Origin of the sequence: uncultured Agrobacterium sp. (genome assembly GCA_913777615.1) — a bacterium.
Taxonomy (GTDB): Bacteria; Pseudomonadota; Alphaproteobacteria; order Rhizobiales; family Rhizobiaceae; genus Agrobacterium.
In genome coordinates this window covers 269,299-284,422 of record CAJYTK010000022.1, presented here as the reverse complement: position 1 = coordinate 284,422, position 15,124 = coordinate 269,299, and the positions used below count along the sequence as shown (strand labels likewise).

Sequence of the window (15,124 nt, the reverse complement as noted above, 5' to 3'; positions counted from 1 at the left end):
AATCCCGTCGTAAAGATTGGATTCAGTCTTTTTTGATAATGTCCTGTTAGTCATACCTTTTGGTTATCAGGACGGGCCAGTTTTGCGCATGTCCCGATTTTGTTTTGCGTACGGGTTCACATGCTTCGATCGACAGTGCCAGCTTTTGTTCTCGCCTGCCTATCTCTCACAGGCTGTACCTCCAGTTCCGGGCCGGATGCCCTCATGGCGGGTTTGCCTTCGAAGGAAATAACGAGTTCCGTCACACCATCCGCACCGGTTCCGCAGGCAAGTGTCGGTGAAGCCAGCCAGAAAGTCGCTTTGAACAGGCAGCCGCATCAAGAGGTGCTCGCCTGGGGCGGGCCGATGCCAAGTGGTTCACCCGCCTTTGCAGCCGTCGACAAGCAGATGTCGACGCAGCAGCGTGCAGCACCTGTCATCGCGCCACCGGTCGTTCCCCAAGCTCGTGTGAATCTTCCACAAGACAGACCGGTCCAGCTTGCCATGGCAGGCAGTGTTGCCATGAGTGCGGGATCTTCGGCGCGCTCACGCGTGTTTCGTCCGGCCTTCTCGGATGCAAAGCCAATCAATTTTGGCAGGGTACAGCCGAAGCACTTTGAAGTTCACGGTGTCGATGTCTCGCGTTGGCAGGCGAATATCGACTGGGAACGTTTGAGAACACGCGGCGCCAACTTCGCCTTCATCAAGGCGACCGATGGCGGTGATCATCTGGACCCGATGTTCCGCACCAACTGGGAGCGGGCCAAGGCCGCAGGCGTTCGCCGTGGCGCATACCACTTCTTCTACTGGTGCCGCCCGGCAAGCCATCAGGCAGACTGGTTCATTCGCAACGTGCCGAGAGATCCAGATGCGCTGCCGCCGGTAATCGACGTGGAATATAACGGCGAGTCCTCCTGCAAGATGCGCCTCTCCCGCGCCCAGGTTCTGGAAAAGATGCAGGTCTTCATGGACAGGCTCGAGCGCCATTATGGCAAGCGCCCGATCATCTATACCGCGCCGGATTTCTACAAGGATCACCTGTCCGGCGAGTTGCGCGACTATCCCTTCTGGCTGCGTGCCGTCGCCCAGCATCCCTCGCGGGTCTACCCTGACCGCAAGTGGCTGTTCTGGCAGTATTCCGGCTCAGGCCTGTCCCATGGCGTCGAAGGCAAGATCGATCTCAATGTCTTTAACGGCAGAGAAGAAGACTGGCACCGTTGGATCGGCCGCGGCGGGAACGGCTGACGCCTATCTTGCAAATCTCCGCGCACCTGCAACGCAGGCCACCACGCCGAGCGTAACTACCAGCATGGTGAAGCTGATGGGCTCGCCCAGTAACGTGGCGGCAAGCAGCAGCGCAAAAAACGGTTGCAGCAGTTGCAGCTGGCCAACGGCTGCAATGCCACCCAAAGCTAGTCCGCGATACCAGAAAATGAAGCCGATCAGCATGCTGAACAGCGAGACGTACGCAAGCCCACCCCAGGCCGATGCGGCGATGCCACTCCATGTGGAGGGCATGGAGAAGAGCGCGAGTGGAAGCATGATCGGCAGCGAAATAACAAGCGCCCAGGAAATGACCTGCCACCCGCCAAGCCGCCGGGAGAGCGCGGCGCCTTCCGCATAGCCTAGCCCGCAGACGAGGATCGCTGCCACCATCAAAAGATCGCCGGTAAGATTGCCCTCGCCATTGAGGCTCAGAGCAAAGCCTGCGACGAGCAGGCTACCGAGGCCGGAGAATATCCAGAAGGCGAGGCGAGGGCGCTCTCCGCCGCGCAGAACGGCAAAAAGGGCGGTAGACAGCGGCAAAAGCCCGATGAACACTGTGGAGTGAGCAGAGGTGACCTGCTTCAGGGCCAGCGCAGTCAATAGCGGAAAGCCTACGACCACGCCGAGCGAGACGATGATGAGCGAGGACAGATCGCCTCGCGCCGGTTTCGCCTGCCGAAAGGTGAGGAGAAGGGCAGCCCCCAACATCCCTGCAATACTGGCGCGGGCAAGTGTCAGGAACAGTGGATCGAAACCTGTTACCGCCAGGCGCGTGGCCGGCAGAGATCCGCTGAAGATTATGATCCCGATAAAACCGCTCAACCAACCGCTCGATAATTTGCTCATGCATGGCGCTCCTTCTCAGTTTTTATGTCCGGAAAAGCCTGGCTCTGCCAGAAACGGTGACGTACAGTTGTGCGAAACTGTTATGGTAGATTGAGCACCACAGATGGACCTAGGTCATAGCGCACGGACGAGCGCCTCCCCACGCATCGATGCGGTGATGATGGAGATAAGACGCCGCATTGCCGCGCGGGTTTTGACGCCCGGCGCAAAGCTTCCCTCCGTCAGAGCCTTGGCAAAGGCGCAGGCTGTTTCAACCTCCACCGTCGTCGAAGCCTATGAGAGGCTGGTTGCCGAGGGGGCAATACGGTCGCGTCCTGGCTCGGGCTTTTTTGTTGCCAGTGCGCTGGCCCCGCTTTCGCTGGCGGATATTGGCCCAAAGCTCGACAGGCAAGTTGACCCCTTCTGGGTATCGCGCCTGGCATTGGAGGGCGGGCGGGGGCTTGCCATGCCCGGCTGCGGATGGCTGCCGCCATCATGGATGCCGGAGGACGCCTTGCGCAAGGCACTGCGCGCGCTCGCGCGCGCCAATGCCGACGTGCTGACGGGCTATGCCATGCCACTGGGACTACCTGCGCTTCGCCAATTGCTGGCGAGACGTTTGGCGGAGTCCGGCCTGATGGTCGGGGCCGATCAGATCCTGCTGGTGGATTCAGGAACGCAGGCGATCGACATGATTTGCCGTTTCCTGCTGGAACCCGGTCAGACCGTACTCGTAGACGACCCCTGCTATTTCAACTTTCATGCGCTGTTGCGCGCCCATCGGGTCAAAGTTATCGGCGTGCCTTACACGGCGGACGGGCCTGACATTGAGCTGTTTGAGCAGGCCCTGGAGGAGCATCGTCCGAGGCTGTACATCACCAATTCGGCCATCCACAATCCGACAGGCGCCGTCCTCTCTCCGGTTAAAGCTCACCGCCTCTTGATGCTTTCGGAACGTTCGGGGCTGACGATCATCGAAGACGATATCTTTGCCGATTTCGAGATAACCAAGGCACCGCGGCTTGCTGCCTTCGATGCTCTGAACCGTGTGATTCAGATCGGAAGCTTCTCCAAGACTCTCTCCGCCTCGGCCCGATGCGGCTACATCGTCACGCGCAAGGAATGGCTCGACCCTCTGGTGGATATGAAGATTGCCTCGAATTTTGCCGGAAGCCAAATTTCCGAGGCGGTGGTGCTTGAGGTGCTGAAAGACGGTAGCTACCGCAGGCACATGGAAGCCCTGAAGGCGCGTCTCGCAAAGGCGAAAGCGGACGTGGTCCAGACACTGCGCTCGCTCGGAATCGAGCCTTGGACCGATCCCCAGGCGGGTATCTTTCTGTGGTGCCGCCTCCCTTCGGGTGTTGATGCCGCGCACATGGCGCGCAATGCTCTGACCGAGAATATGGTCTTGGCACCCGGCAACGTTTTCTCTCAATCGGATACGGCGTCGACTTACATGCGCTTTAATGTATCGCAATGCGATCAGCCGCAATTTGCGTCGATTCTAAGACGCGCGATGACCGAGGCGAGCCGCTGAACTCCACCTTCGTTGGCATTTTAGGAACAATTCACGCAGATGTGCATTTTCTCCCCATTGGAAGAGGAGAAAACACCATGACTTTTGATCCAAACATGCCCCGCGACCCGAACCTTCGTCCGGACCGCCCTGAACTGCGCACAACGCCCGAAACCCATCGCAAGTCCGCTGGCTGGGCACCGTGGGCAGCCATCATCGTCGTTCTGCTGGTTGGCGGTTTCATCTGGATGCAGATGAGCAGCCCGTCCACGACGGATCCGACCACAACGTCGTCTACGACGCCGCCAGCTGTGAGCGATCAGGCGCCAGCCCCTGCACCAATGACGCCGACGGCCCCGGCAACCGAGCCGGCTAATGGCGCTGCACCGGCTTCGCCGAACACCAATGGCACATCGACCCAGCCTTAATCGGCAGTGATGTCGTGAAAGAGAGCCGCCTGTCATGAAGTCAGGCGGTTTTTCTATGTTAAAAATTTTCCATCGCTGATGCCTTATGGCCGGATTGAGCCCAGCGCTTGAAGGATTCTTGTGCGAGATCGGCAAGCGTAATTTTGGCGAAGCGTGCGAGCAGGATTGCCTCCGCCTCTTTCATACCGTCCGCCAAAGCCATATTAACTGACTGCTCGATGACGCAGGCCGGATTGTCCCCCGAAAGACCGATCGAAAACAGTCCAGGGGTGCCGAGAGCTTTGTAGATATCGAGAAGCGTGATGTCTGAAAGCGGTCTCGCCAGCACCCAGCCACCACCGTGACCCTTTTCCGATGTGACATAACCGGCGTCGCGCAGGCCCGCCATGGTGCGCCTGACGACCACTGGGTTGGTCTGCAGCATGGCGGCGATGGCATCGGATGTCGCTGGTTTTTCATGCTTTTCCATGTGGATCAGCACGTGCAGCACTCTCGAGAGGCGGGTGTCTTGTCTCATTTGGTCTCTCTGGTTTTCTCCTCCTATCACCACGCCTCGCATGTAACAATATGAGTTACATGATCTTGATTTGCGCTTTCACATAACAATATAAGTTACGAAAACTTGTCAGTTGGAGGAAGGATCGTCTCATGACCTACGACGTCATCATTATCGGAGGAAGCTATGCCGGTCTCTCCGCAGCGCTTCAGCTCGGGCGGGCAAGACGGTCAGTGCTCGTCATCGATGCCGGCACGCGCCGCAACCGCTTTGCCAGCCACTCACATGGCTTTCTTGGCCAGGATGGCAGAGCGCCAGACGAGATCGTGGCCGAGGCCCGCCGCCAAATCGAGAGATATAATACGATCGACTGGATCGATGGCCTCGCAACGAATGTCAGCGGCTCGGTTGACGCATTCGAAGTCGAGATTGAAGGGGATGGACGCAATGAGGGTCGAAGGCTCATCCTCGCTGCCGGCGTGACGGATGATCTGCCGTCAGTACCTGGCTTGAGCGAGCGCTGGGGCAGAAGTGTGTTTCATTGCCCCTATTGCCATGGCTATGAACTGAACCAGGGGCAGATCGGGGTCATCGCGGCATCCGCGCTTGCCATGCACCATGGATTGATGCTGCCAGACTGGGGAGCAACGACGCTCTTCACCAACGGTGCCTTCACTCCCGATCAGCGCGAGCGCGCTCAATTGGAGGCACGCGGAACCGTAGTGGAGGAGGTAGCGATCCACGAGATCACCGGCAAAGCAGACGTCGTCCTTGCGGATGGTCGAACACTCGTCATGGACGGGCTTTTCGCCCAGCCAACTCTGAGAATATCGGCGCCGTGGATTGCCGAATTGGGTTGTACGCTGGAAGAAACGCCGATGGGTGCCACCATTCCTACCGATGTAATGAAGCAGACGACGAAGCGCGGCGTCTTTGCGTGTGGCGATATCGCTCGTCCGGCGGGGTCGGTGGCGCTCGCGGTGGGAGACGGCGCGATGGCTGGCACGGCTGCACACCGGTCGCTGATGTTTCCCGATCTATAGCCACCGATGAAAATGAAAATCCCGACCATTGGCCGGGATTTTCAAAACAGAGATGATGAAGCGCCTATTCGTCGTTCATTTTAAGCGCTGCGATGAAGGCTTCCTGTGGAATCTCCACCTTGCCGAACTGGCGCATGCGCTTCTTGCCTTCCTTCTGCTTGTCCAGCAGTTTGCGCTTACGTGTGGCGTCGCCGCCGTAGCACTTGGCGGTTACGTCCTTGCGCAGCGCGCGAACGGTTTCGCGGGCAATGACCTTGCCGCCGATGGCAGCCTGGATCGGGATCTGGAACATGTGCGGCGGAATAAGTTCCTTCAGCTTCTCGCACATGCCGCGTCCACGACGGTCTGCTGCCGAGCGGTGAACCAGCATGGAAAGCGCATCGACCGGATCGCCATTGACGAGGATCGACATCTTGACCAGATCGCCTTCACGGTAATCCATGATGGTGTAGTCAAAGGAGGCGTAGCCCTTGGAGATCGACTTCAGGCGGTCGTAGAAATCGAATACCACTTCGTTGAGCGGCAGCTCATAAGTGATCATGGCGCGGTTGCCGACATAGGTCAGCTCCGTCTGGATACCGCGACGGTCCTGGCAAAGCTTGAGAATGCCGCCGAGATATTCGTCCGGCGTCAAAATCGTCGCTTTGATCCACGGCTCGCGGATTTCATCGATCTTCACCACATCCGGCATGTCCGCCGGGTTGTGAAGCTCTTTCTCGGTGCCGTCCGTCAGCGTCATTTCGTAGACGACCGAGGGTGCGGTGGCGACGAGATCGAGATTGAACTCGCGCTCCAGACGCTCCTGGATGATTTCCAGATGCAACAGGCCAAGGAAGCCGCAACGGAAGCCGAAGCCGAGCGCTGCCGAGCTTTCCATTTCGAAGGAGAAGGAAGCGTCGTTCAGGCGAAGCTTGCCGACGGCTGCGCGCAGGTCTTCGAAATCCGCCGCATCGACCGGGAAGAGACCGCAGAAAACCACAGGCTGCGCCGGCTTGAAGCCGGGCAGCGCCTTTTCCGTCGGGCGCTTGTCGTCGGTGATCGTGTCGCCCACGCGCGTGTCGGCCACTTCCTTGATCGAGGCGGTAATGAAGCCGATTTCACCTGGGCCGAGACTGTCGACCGTGACCATCTTCGGGGTCAGAACGCCGACACGCTCGATGGTGTACTTGGCGCCGGAGCCCATCATCCGGATCTGCTGGCCCTTGGTCAGCACGCCATCAATGATTCGCACCAGAACCATGACGCCGAGATAGGTGTCGTACCAGCTGTCGACGAGCAGCGCTTTCAGCGCACCCTTCTCACCGGCTTCGCTCTTCGGAGGTGGGAGCTTATGAACAATGGCTTCCAATACGTCGGGAATGCCGAGGCCGGTCTTTGCCGAAATCAACACGGCTTCGGAGGCATCGATACCGATGACTTCCTCGATCTGTTCCTTGATGCGGTCGGGCTCGGCCGCTGGCAGGTCGATCTTGTTGAGAACCGTCACCAGTTCATGATTGTTGTCGATCGCCTGATAGACGTTGGCAAGTGTCTGCGCCTCCACGCCCTGCGAGGCATCCACCACCAGCAGCGAGCCTTCGCAGGCAGATAGCGAGCGCGAGACTTCATAGGCGAAGTCCACGTGGCCGGGCGTGTCGATGAGGTTCAGCACATAAGTTTCGCCGTTATTCGCCTTGTAATGCAGGCGCACGGTCTGTGCCTTGATGGTAATGCCGCGCTCGCGCTCGATATCCATATTGTCCAGCACCTGCTCGGACATATCGCGCTCGGCAAGGCCGCCCGTCGACTGGATCAACCGGTCGGCAAGGGTGGATTTGCCATGGTCGATATGGGCGACGATGGAGAAGTTACGGATATGGTCGAGGGGCGTACGGGTCGAATTGGTGCTCATGCCCCGCGCTATAGAGGGTTTCGCGGGCAAATGGAAGCTGTTCTATGGTGGCAAGAGGCGGCGAAATCGGCTTTTCAGCCGGGGAACTGCTCGCTCCAGTCACGCCGCGTCGCAACCTGTCCCTCGGTGCGCAGACGCGCCACATCAGCAAGGTCGATATCGACGATGAGAAGCGTGCTCTCGCTCACCGCGTCGCTGTCGCTTTCCGCCACGATGCCATTGGCGGGCATGCCATAGTCGGAAGGCACGTAAAGTGCCGCGCGTCCGCGATTTTCATCAACCGCTGGCGACCACGGCGCTTCCCCGGCGGTGGGGGAGGATAAGACCGCAAACTGGTTTTCCAGCGCTCGCGCCTGCGCGCCGATCCTTACACGATAGGAGCCTGCCAGCGTGTCCGTGCAGCTTGGCGCCAGAACCAGCTCCACGCCCATTTCGGCCAGCCTGCGGCCCAGCATTGGGAACTCATTATCGTAGCAGATCAGGATACCGAGCTTGCCGATGCTGGTCTCAAAGGCTTTGAGACCTTCCACGCCTGCATCGATGAACCATTGCTCGCGCTCGAAGCGCGTCATGATCTGCTTGTCCTGATAACCGATCAGTCCGTCAGGCCCAAACAACCAGGCGCGGTTGCGGAACTTGCCATCGGCATCCTTCACCGGCGCGCTGCCCGGCTGAAAAAGAATCTGATGCTGCCGCGCCAGCTCTTCGCAGAGTTCCACCCAGGGCGGGATCAGGCTTTGCATCGCCTCGATCGAGCCGTGCAGATCGGAGCGGATATCCGGGGCCAATTGCCCGGTCAGCACCATGGCGGAATATTCCGGCAGCAGAAGGAGTTCCGCGCCCTTTTGCTTGGCCTCCGCAACGATGGAGCTTAGATGCCGGGCATAGTCCTCCCAGGTTTCGATCAGCTCCATGGCGTACTGGCAGGCGGCAAGCCGGGTCATTCAGCGATCCTATTCGTCCAGAAGGATAGAGGCTTTGCGCTCTGCTCATCTTCATCCAGATCCTGCCATGTGAAACTGGTGCGAAGCTCCGGGTGGTGTGTGTAGCCACGCTTTGCCCAAAAGTCGTTCAGCGGCACGTAGTCGGCGGGACGGCGGGGATGGTCAGCCGGACGCTCGACGGCGCAGAAGGTGCACCAGTCGAAACCGCCAAGGCGCTTCGCATGCGCTTCCCGTTCCTCGAAGAAGCGCACACCCAGGCCATGGCCACGATATTCAGGCAAAAGCACGCTCTCGCCGAAATAGAAGATTTGCTCAAGCTCGTATCCGGCATTGATGAAGGGTGTCGTCACCTCATCCGTTTCCGCCATCATCGGCATGCCCGTCGACATGCCCACGATTTTGTCGCCATCGATCGCGAGCACGAATACGGCACCCTCGGCTTTCGCATAGGTCGAGAGATAGGTGTGCTCATAATCGAACGATCCGTCATAGAGGTACGGAAAGGCGCGAAAGACGGTGATACGCAGCCGCGACAGATCGTCGAAGAACGGTGCAGCATCAATGCCGGAAAGGGAACGGATTTCGACGGTCATGGGCATGTTCACATGGATTTTCCTTGGTTATACCGTCAGGGAAAAGCTGTGCAAGCCTTGAACACGGAGATTGGATCATGTCCGCACTCGAAACCATACGCGCCTATTACGATGCCTTCAACCGCCAGGATATGGATGCCTTTCTGGCGCTTCTGACCGACGATGTGGTGCATGACATCAATCAGGGCGAGCGGCAGGTCGGAAAGGACATCTTCGCCAAATTCATGCAGCACATGAACCGCTGCTATAAGGAAAACCTCACCGACATGGTGATCATGGCGAGCGAAGACGGCAAGCGCGCTTCCGCGGAGTTCATCGTCAACGGCGAGTATCTCAAGTCCGATGAAGGCTTGCCGCAAGCCAATGGCCAGACCTATGTCCTGCCAGCCGGTGCCTTCTTCGAGTTGAAGGATGGCAAGGTCGCGCGGGTGACCAATTACTACAATCTTAATGACTGGATCGCGCAGGTTGGCGCGTAAGAGCTGAGAGCCTCAGTTGTTGCCGTGGATCCTCGCCTATAGGGCGAGGATAACGTCTGAGAAGGGGCGTGGTCGCGCGCGTCCTTTGCCCTCACGTCTCCAGAACGATACCGAGTTCCGCCCGCAGCTTCTTCGTTAGCCCCGCCGCCACGAGTTCGTAGGAGCGGCGGACGTAGTGCTCCAGCTCTTCGCCTTCCAGCGGAGAATGATCGCTGATCGACACCCATTTGCGTTTGGCGAAATAGGGTGCCTGGGCAATGCCTTCCAGCGATGTGAGGATTTCGAAACTTTCTTCCGAGCATTTGACGACAAGCCGCCAGTCATCCCGCTCGCCAAGAACCGCAAACACCTTGTCGCCGACCTTGGCAACATGCGAATCCCATTGATCGACAAAGTTCACGCCCGGCCAGGCGCCAAGCATTGCATCGAACGTCTTTCGCTCGAAGAGGCTCATTGTAGCCGTTCCGCGATCAGCGTCGCCAGCCTTTCGGCAACCTCCGCCTTTGAGAGATCGGGCCAGGCATCGACGCCGCTGTCGGAGATGATCTTCACCTGATTGCGGCCTCCGCCCATGATGCCGGTTTCAGGCGAGACATCATTGGCAACGATCATGTCGGCACCCTTGCGCTGAAGCTTGGCGCGACCATTCTCCTCGACATTCTGCGTTTCCGCCGCAAAGCCGATCACCAGCTTGGGCCGCTTTTCGTGATGGCCGACGGTTTTGAGAATGTCCGGGTTTTCGGTCAGTTGCAGCGCAGGCGGCGCGTCACCCGGCTGTTTCTTGATCTTCTGGTCCGAAGAACTCGCCACCCGCCAATCCGCAACCGCGGCGACGAAGACGGCGATATCAGAGGGCAGCTTGCCAAGCACGGCGTCGCGCATTTCGGCGGCGCGTTCCACATGGATGGTGTTCACACCCGCCGGATCGGGGATCGTCACCGGACCGGAGACGAGCGTGACATCCGCGCCAAGCTTGGCAAGAGCGGAGGCAATGGCGTGGCCCTGCTGGCCGGATGAACGGTTGGCGATATATCGTACAGGATCGATTGGCTCATGCGTCGGACCGGAGGTAACGATAGCCGTTTTGCCCCTGAGCGGCTTTGGTGCGTCGTCCAGCATCTGCTCGACGGCCTCCGCGATCTGCAATGGCTCGGCCATGCGTCCCACACCGGCTTCACCCTTTTCCGCCATTTCGCCCGCCATCGGGCCGATAAAGCTGATGCCATCGCCTTTCAGCGTTGCGATGTTCCGCTTGGTGGCCTTGGCCTCCCACATTTTCGGGTTCATTGCAGGCGCCACTAGCACGGGACGATCGGTCGCCAGCAAAACGGTGGACGCCAGATCGTCCGCCAGCCCGTTTGCCATCTTCGCCAGAAGATCGGCAGTCGCGGGTGCCACCACAACGAGGTCGCAGCCGCGCGCCAGCCTGATATGGCCGACATCCTGCTCATCCTGGCGGGAAAAAAGTTCGGTAAACACATGCGTGGCGGACAGCGCCCCGACGGCAAGCGGCGTGACGAATTCCTGCGCGCCCCTGGTCATCACCGGCGTCACCGTCGCGCCGCGCTCTTTCAGGCGGCGGATCAGATCGAGGCTCTTATAGGCGGCAATGCCGCCGGAGATGATGAGCAGAATATGCTTGTTCGACAGAGCCATGCGCAAAGACCAGTTTCCCGTTTAATCGGGAAACTAAGCGGTCAGTAGGCAAAGTGCAATCACGCCGCCTTGGCGACGTGATATTCCTTGATGGCGACCATCTTGATCGCCGGGAAACGCTCGGCCTCATAGCGCAGCGAAAAGGCATCCTGCGCCAGAAACACCGGATCGCCGTCGAGGTCGCGGGCGATATCGCCGCGTTTGACGTTCAAGAACTTCTCGAACTCGGCGGGCTGATCGGACGAAATCCAGCGGCAGACGGAGAAGCGCGACATCTCGAAGGACACCGGCAGGCCATATTCGCCCATCAGCCGTTCCTTCAACACATCGAGCTGCAGCGCACCGACGACGCCGACGATGGCTGGCGAACCGTCTTCGGGCGAAAACAGCTGCACGACGCCTTCTTCGGCCATCTGCTGCAGCGCCTCCTTCAGCTTCTTCGCCTTCATCGCATCCTCAAGCCGGACACGGCGCAGAATTTCCGGCGAGAAGTTCGGCACGCCCTGGAAGACCAAATTTTCGCCTTCAGTCAGCGTATCGCCGATGCGCAGCGTGCCGTGGTTGGGAATGCCGACCACATCACCGGCATAGGCCGTGTCCGCCAACTGGCGTTGCGAGGCGAAGAAGAATTGCGGCGCGGTGAGGCCCATCTGCTTGCCGGTGCGGGCAAGGCGCGCCTTCATGCCGCGCTCCAGCTTGCCGGAGCAGATGCGGGCAAAGGCGATGCGGTCGCGGTGGTTCGGGTCCATATTGGCCTGGATCTTGAAGACGAAGGCCGTCATCTTTTCTTCAGCGGCATGGACGAGGCGGGTATCGGCCACCTGGTCACGTGGCGGCGGGGCGAAATCGCCAAGCGCGTTGATCAGATCGCGCACACCGAAATTGCGAAGCGCCGAGCCGAAGAAAACCGGCGTCATATGGCCTTCGAGAAACGCCTGACGGTCGAAGGGACGGCAGGCCTCCATGGCCAGTTCCGTTTCCTCGATAAAGGCGTCACGCTCGTTCTCCGGCAGGCGATCAGCTACGGCCTGCGGGCCGTTGACGGGCAGGCCGTCGACCTGTGTATCGTTGCCGCGGAAGGTGTTCTCGGCAAGATTGTAGGCGCCGCAAAAGGTCTTGGAGCGTCCGACAGGCCAAGTGATCGGCGCGGTATCGAGCGCCAGCTTCTCTTCCACCTCATCGAGGATTTCGAAAGCGTCGCGGCTTTCGCGGTCCATCTTGTTGATGAAGGTGATGATCGGAATGTCGCGCATGCGGCAAACTTCGAAGAGCTTCAGGGTCCGCGGCTCGATACCCTTGGCGGCGTCGATCACCATGATGGCAGCATCGACGGCTGTCAGCGTGCGATAGGTGTCGTCGGCGAAGTCTTCGTGGCCTGGCGTGTCGAGAATATTGAAGACGCGGTCGTTATATTCGAAGGTCATGACCGAGGTCACGACCGAGATGCCGCGCTCTCGCTCGATCTTCATCCAGTCCGAACGGGTCTGGATGCGATCCTTCTTGGCCTTCACTTCACCGGCAAGCTGGATCGCACCGCCGAACAGCAAGAGCTTTTCGGTCAGCGTCGTCTTACCCGCATCCGGGTGCGCGATAATAGCAAAGGTGCGGCGGCGGGAGACCGCCTCGGCAAGTGTTTCGGCCATCTAACAAATCCTGTGGAATTGCGGGCTATCTAGCGTTTCGAGCCCGCTTTTGCAATTGACCTTGACCCATGGAGGGCAAACTAATGCCGCATGAACACGCAAAACGCCCAGTCTCCCGGCCTGAAACTCATTCGCCTTCCCCATGGTGGCGGCATAGAGCTCCCTTCCTATGAGACGGCAGGTGCCGCAGGCATGGACCTTCGCGCCGCCGTTGCGCAAGGCGAACCGATGACGCTGCGTCCCGGTGAACGGGCGCTGGTGCCAACCGGCTTCATCTTCGAAGTACCTTTTGGCTATGAGGCGCAGATCCGCCCGCGCTCCGGCTTGGCGATCAAGAATGGCATCACCTGCCTCAACTCCCCTGGCACGGTGGATAGCGATTATCGCGGCGAGGTAAAGGTCATCCTCGCCAATCTCGGGCAAGCGGATTTCGTCATCGAGCGCGGCATGCGCATCGCCCAGATGGTCATCGCACCGGTCACCCAGATGACGGTGACGGAGGTCAGTGAATTCAGTGAAACCGAGCGTGGCGCGGGCGGCTTCGGCTCTACCGGCGTCTGACCACGACGTTGTGAGCCGACGCGTTCTGGAGTATGTCTCAAAGACTGACGGGAAGGGACATCTCCATGACGATCACGACAATCCTTGCCTACGCGATGGCCCTTTTTATTGCCGCCGCCATTCCAGGTCCTGGCATGACGGCGATCGTGGCCCGTGCTCTTGGCTCAGGCTTTCGCGAGACGTTTTTCATGGGGCTTGGTCTCGTGCTCGGCGATATGGTCTACCTCACCGCAGTCGTGCTGGGTCTCGCCTTCGTGGCGCAGACTTTTCAGGAAGCCTTCATGCTGCTGAAATTCGCCGGTGCCGCCTATCTGTTGTACATCGCCTGGAAGCTTTGGACCGCTGGCCTTCTTCCGCAGGATTTGCAGGCGAAAAAGAGCACCAGTATCGGAATGTCGTTTCTCTCCGGCCTGTTCATCACGCTCGGAAACCCCAAGACCATGCTCTTCTACGTGGCGCTGGTGCCGACACTTATCGATATCCGTATGATCGGCGTATCCGAATACGCGATACTGATTGGCGTTACCTTCGTCGTGCTGATGGCGGTGCTGCTGCCCTATATTCTGCTGGCCTCCAAAGCGCGGGCACTGCTGAAGCGTCCGAGCGCCTTGACGATCCTCAACCGCACCGCGGCGGGCATTCTGGCAGGCACGGCAGCAATGATTGCGACGCGCACGAGTTGAGAACAGTCTTCCACGCACGGCGCTGAGATTGGTGATCTATCCCAACCACCTCACCCTATAAGCACGTTTGTTCTCTGGCTTCCTCGCCGGGATCGCCCTATCCTGCGCGCAATTGCATGAGGATATAAGGCAGGAGAGCAGGCATGTCGGAAGTGAAAAAGCCCGGGCGCGGACGGATCTATTCCTCGATCACCGAAACCATCGGTGACACGCCGCTGGTGCGTCTGGACAAGCTGGCGCGCGAAAAGGGCGTGCACGCGACGATTCTGGCAAAGCTTGAATTCTTCAACCCCATCGCGTCCGTCAAGGATCGCATCGGTGTTGCCATGATCGAATCGCTTGAAGCGCAGGGCAAGATCACACCCGGCAAGACGACGCTGGTCGAGCCGACGTCTGGCAATACCGGCATTGCGCTTGCCTTCGCCGCCGCCGCCAAGGGCTACAAGCTCATTCTCACCATGCCGGAAACTATGTCGGTGGAGCGCCGCAAGATGCTCGCATTGCTGGGTGCCGAACTGGTTCTGACCGAAGGTCCAAAGGGCATGAAGGGCGCGATTGCCAAGGCGCACGAACTGGCCGAAACGCTGCCCGATGCCATCATTCCGCAGCAGTTTGAAAACCCGGCCAACCCAGAAATTCACCGCAAGACGACGGCAGAGGAAATCTGGAACGATACCAACGGCAGCGTCGATATCTTCGTCGCGGGCATCGGTACCGGCGGCACCATCACAGGCGTCGGCCAGGTGCTGAAGGGCCGCAAGCCAGACCTCAAGGTCGTGGCTGTCGAACCGACGGACAGCCCCGTGCTGTCTGGTGGCACGCCCGGCCCACACAAGATTCAGGGTATCGGGGCAGGTTTTGCTCCCGCCATTCTCGATACCAAGGTTTATGACGAGATCGTCACCGTCAGCAATGACGATGCCTTTGAAACAGCCCGTCTTGCTGCGCGGCTGGAAGGTGTACCGGTGGGCATTTCATCCGGTGGAGCGCTTGCCGCCGCCATCAAGATCGGTGCGCGTGAAGAAAATGCTGGCAAGACAATCGTGGTGATCATCCCGTCCTTTGCCGAACGCTATCTTTCCACGGCACTGTTCGAAGGACTTGGCCTTTAGAGCAGTTCC

Annotated in this window: 16 protein-coding genes; 8 read left to right on the top strand and 8 right to left on the bottom strand. The window is 59.3% G+C overall.

Annotated elements, in window-relative coordinates:
- The first annotated feature begins 120 nt into the window (after positions 1-120).
- Positions 121-1,224, top strand: coding sequence for a GH25 family lysozyme (locus QZ862_RS20860; RefSeq protein ID WP_296041055.1), 1,104 nt, complete (start codon positions 121-123; stop codon positions 1,222-1,224).
- A gap of 3 nt (positions 1,225-1,227) precedes the next feature.
- Here the strand turns inward: QZ862_RS20860 and QZ862_RS20855 are convergent, their stop codons facing one another.
- The gene (locus QZ862_RS20855) at positions 1,228-2,091 is read right to left on the bottom strand and encodes a DMT family transporter (RefSeq protein ID WP_296101602.1); all 864 of its coding nucleotides are present in this window, start codon (positions 2,089-2,091) and stop codon (positions 1,228-1,230) included.
- 103 nt (positions 2,092-2,194) lie between these two features.
- Here QZ862_RS20855 and QZ862_RS20850 point away from each other — a divergent pair, with 103 nt between their 5' ends.
- Positions 2,195-3,607: a PLP-dependent aminotransferase family protein gene (locus tag QZ862_RS20850; protein WP_296077978.1), complete on the top strand. Its 1,413-nt coding sequence runs from the start codon at positions 2,195-2,197 to the stop codon at positions 3,605-3,607.
- Positions 3,608-3,684: 77 nt separating this feature from the next.
- The gene (locus QZ862_RS20845; RefSeq protein ID WP_296077976.1) at positions 3,685-4,014 is read left to right on the top strand and encodes a hypothetical protein; all 330 of its coding nucleotides are present in this window, start codon (positions 3,685-3,687) and stop codon (positions 4,012-4,014) included.
- A 58-nt stretch (positions 4,015-4,072) separates the two neighbouring features.
- Here the strand turns inward: QZ862_RS20845 and QZ862_RS20840 are convergent, their stop codons facing one another.
- A complete protein-coding gene (locus QZ862_RS20840) occupies positions 4,073-4,531 on the bottom strand; it encodes an Rrf2 family transcriptional regulator (RefSeq protein ID WP_296077975.1) in 459 nt (152 codons plus the stop codon).
- 131 nt (positions 4,532-4,662) lie between these two features.
- Here QZ862_RS20840 and QZ862_RS20835 point away from each other — a divergent pair, with 131 nt between their 5' ends.
- The gene (locus QZ862_RS20835) at positions 4,663-5,553 is read left to right on the top strand and encodes an NAD(P)/FAD-dependent oxidoreductase (protein WP_296077973.1); all 891 of its coding nucleotides are present in this window, start codon (positions 4,663-4,665) and stop codon (positions 5,551-5,553) included.
- 64 nt (positions 5,554-5,617) lie between these two features.
- Here QZ862_RS20835 and lepA read toward each other — a convergent pair whose 3' ends face one another.
- The 3 genes from lepA to QZ862_RS20820 form a co-directional block, all read right to left on the bottom strand.
- Complete coding sequence (gene lepA, locus QZ862_RS20830) at positions 5,618-7,456, bottom strand: translation elongation factor 4 (protein WP_296041180.1); 1,839 nt, start codon at positions 7,454-7,456, stop codon at positions 5,618-5,620.
- Between the two features lie 62 nt (positions 7,457-7,518).
- On the bottom strand, positions 7,519-8,388 hold the full coding sequence (locus tag QZ862_RS20825) for a carbon-nitrogen hydrolase family protein (protein WP_296101601.1): 870 nt from the start codon (positions 8,386-8,388) through the stop codon (positions 7,519-7,521).
- Positions 8,385-8,981 (bottom strand): GNAT family N-acetyltransferase, encoded by a 597-nt coding sequence (locus QZ862_RS20820; RefSeq protein WP_296101671.1) that lies wholly within the window; start codon positions 8,979-8,981, stop codon positions 8,385-8,387. The genes QZ862_RS20825 and QZ862_RS20820 overlap by 4 nt, the downstream gene beginning before the upstream one ends.
- A 77-nt stretch (positions 8,982-9,058) precedes the next feature.
- On the opposite strand from QZ862_RS20820, the gene QZ862_RS20815 reads away from it, so the two are divergent.
- On the top strand, positions 9,059-9,460 hold the full coding sequence (locus QZ862_RS20815) for a ketosteroid isomerase-related protein (RefSeq protein WP_296101600.1): 402 nt from the start codon (positions 9,059-9,061) through the stop codon (positions 9,458-9,460).
- Positions 9,461-9,551: 91 nt separating this feature from the next.
- Here QZ862_RS20815 and QZ862_RS20810 read toward each other — a convergent pair whose 3' ends face one another.
- The 3 genes from QZ862_RS20810 to QZ862_RS20800 are packed head-to-tail and all read right to left on the bottom strand — an operon-like array spanning position 9,552 to position 12,759.
- A complete protein-coding gene (locus tag QZ862_RS20810; RefSeq protein ID WP_296101599.1) occupies positions 9,552-9,914 on the bottom strand; it encodes an MmcQ/YjbR family DNA-binding protein in 363 nt (120 codons plus the stop codon).
- A complete protein-coding gene (gene coaBC / locus QZ862_RS20805; RefSeq protein WP_296101598.1) occupies positions 9,911-11,116 on the bottom strand; it encodes a bifunctional phosphopantothenoylcysteine decarboxylase/phosphopantothenate--cysteine ligase CoaBC in 1,206 nt (401 codons plus the stop codon). Before coaBC ends, QZ862_RS20810 begins: the two co-directional genes overlap by 4 nt.
- Positions 11,117-11,175: 59 nt before the next feature.
- Positions 11,176-12,759 (bottom strand): peptide chain release factor 3, encoded by a 1,584-nt coding sequence (locus tag QZ862_RS20800; protein WP_296015841.1) that lies wholly within the window; start codon positions 12,757-12,759, stop codon positions 11,176-11,178.
- Positions 12,760-12,849: 90 nt separating this feature from the next.
- Between QZ862_RS20800 and dut the strand changes: the two genes are divergently transcribed.
- From dut to cysK, 3 genes are all read left to right on the top strand, one after another.
- A complete protein-coding gene (gene dut, locus QZ862_RS20795; protein ID WP_296041021.1) occupies positions 12,850-13,320 on the top strand; it encodes a dUTP diphosphatase in 471 nt (156 codons plus the stop codon).
- Positions 13,321-13,385: 65 nt separating this feature from the next.
- On the top strand, positions 13,386-14,003 hold the full coding sequence (locus QZ862_RS20790; RefSeq protein ID WP_296041015.1) for a LysE family translocator: 618 nt from the start codon (positions 13,386-13,388) through the stop codon (positions 14,001-14,003).
- Positions 14,004-14,146: 143 nt separating this feature from the next.
- Positions 14,147-15,115 (top strand): cysteine synthase A, encoded by a 969-nt coding sequence (gene cysK / locus QZ862_RS20785; RefSeq protein ID WP_296041012.1) that lies wholly within the window; start codon positions 14,147-14,149, stop codon positions 15,113-15,115.
- Positions 15,116-15,124: the final 9 nt, after the last annotated feature.

Coding starts and splice junctions, on each gene's coding strand:
- QZ862_RS20835 (WP_296077973.1), top strand. CDS start 4,663: ATGACCTACGACGTCATCATTATCGGAGGAAGCTATGCCGGTCTCTCC.
- QZ862_RS20820 (WP_296101671.1), bottom strand. CDS start 8,981: ATGACCGTCGAAATCCGTTCCCTTTCCGGCATTGATGCTGCACCGTTC.
- QZ862_RS20855 (WP_296101602.1), bottom strand. CDS start 2,091: ATGAGCAAATTATCGAGCGGTTGGTTGAGCGGTTTTATCGGGATCATA.
- QZ862_RS20790 (WP_296041015.1), top strand. CDS start 13,386: ATGACGATCACGACAATCCTTGCCTACGCGATGGCCCTTTTTATTGCC.
- QZ862_RS20800 (WP_296015841.1), bottom strand. CDS start 12,759: ATGGCCGAAACACTTGCCGAGGCGGTCTCCCGCCGCCGCACCTTTGCT.
- QZ862_RS20810 (WP_296101599.1), bottom strand. CDS start 9,914: ATGAGCCTCTTCGAGCGAAAGACGTTCGATGCAATGCTTGGCGCCTGG.
- QZ862_RS20815 (WP_296101600.1), top strand. CDS start 9,059: ATGTCCGCACTCGAAACCATACGCGCCTATTACGATGCCTTCAACCGC.
- QZ862_RS20850 (WP_296077978.1), top strand. CDS start 2,195: ATGGACCTAGGTCATAGCGCACGGACGAGCGCCTCCCCACGCATCGAT.
- coaBC (WP_296101598.1), bottom strand. CDS start 11,116: ATGGCTCTGTCGAACAAGCATATTCTGCTCATCATCTCCGGCGGCATT.
- QZ862_RS20860 (WP_296041055.1), top strand. CDS start 121: ATGCTTCGATCGACAGTGCCAGCTTTTGTTCTCGCCTGCCTATCTCTC.
- dut (WP_296041021.1), top strand. CDS start 12,850: ATGAACACGCAAAACGCCCAGTCTCCCGGCCTGAAACTCATTCGCCTT.
- QZ862_RS20825 (WP_296101601.1), bottom strand. CDS start 8,388: ATGACCCGGCTTGCCGCCTGCCAGTACGCCATGGAGCTGATCGAAACC.
- cysK (WP_296041012.1), top strand. CDS start 14,147: ATGTCGGAAGTGAAAAAGCCCGGGCGCGGACGGATCTATTCCTCGATC.
- QZ862_RS20845 (WP_296077976.1), top strand. CDS start 3,685: ATGACTTTTGATCCAAACATGCCCCGCGACCCGAACCTTCGTCCGGAC.
- QZ862_RS20840 (WP_296077975.1), bottom strand. CDS start 4,531: ATGAGACAAGACACCCGCCTCTCGAGAGTGCTGCACGTGCTGATCCAC.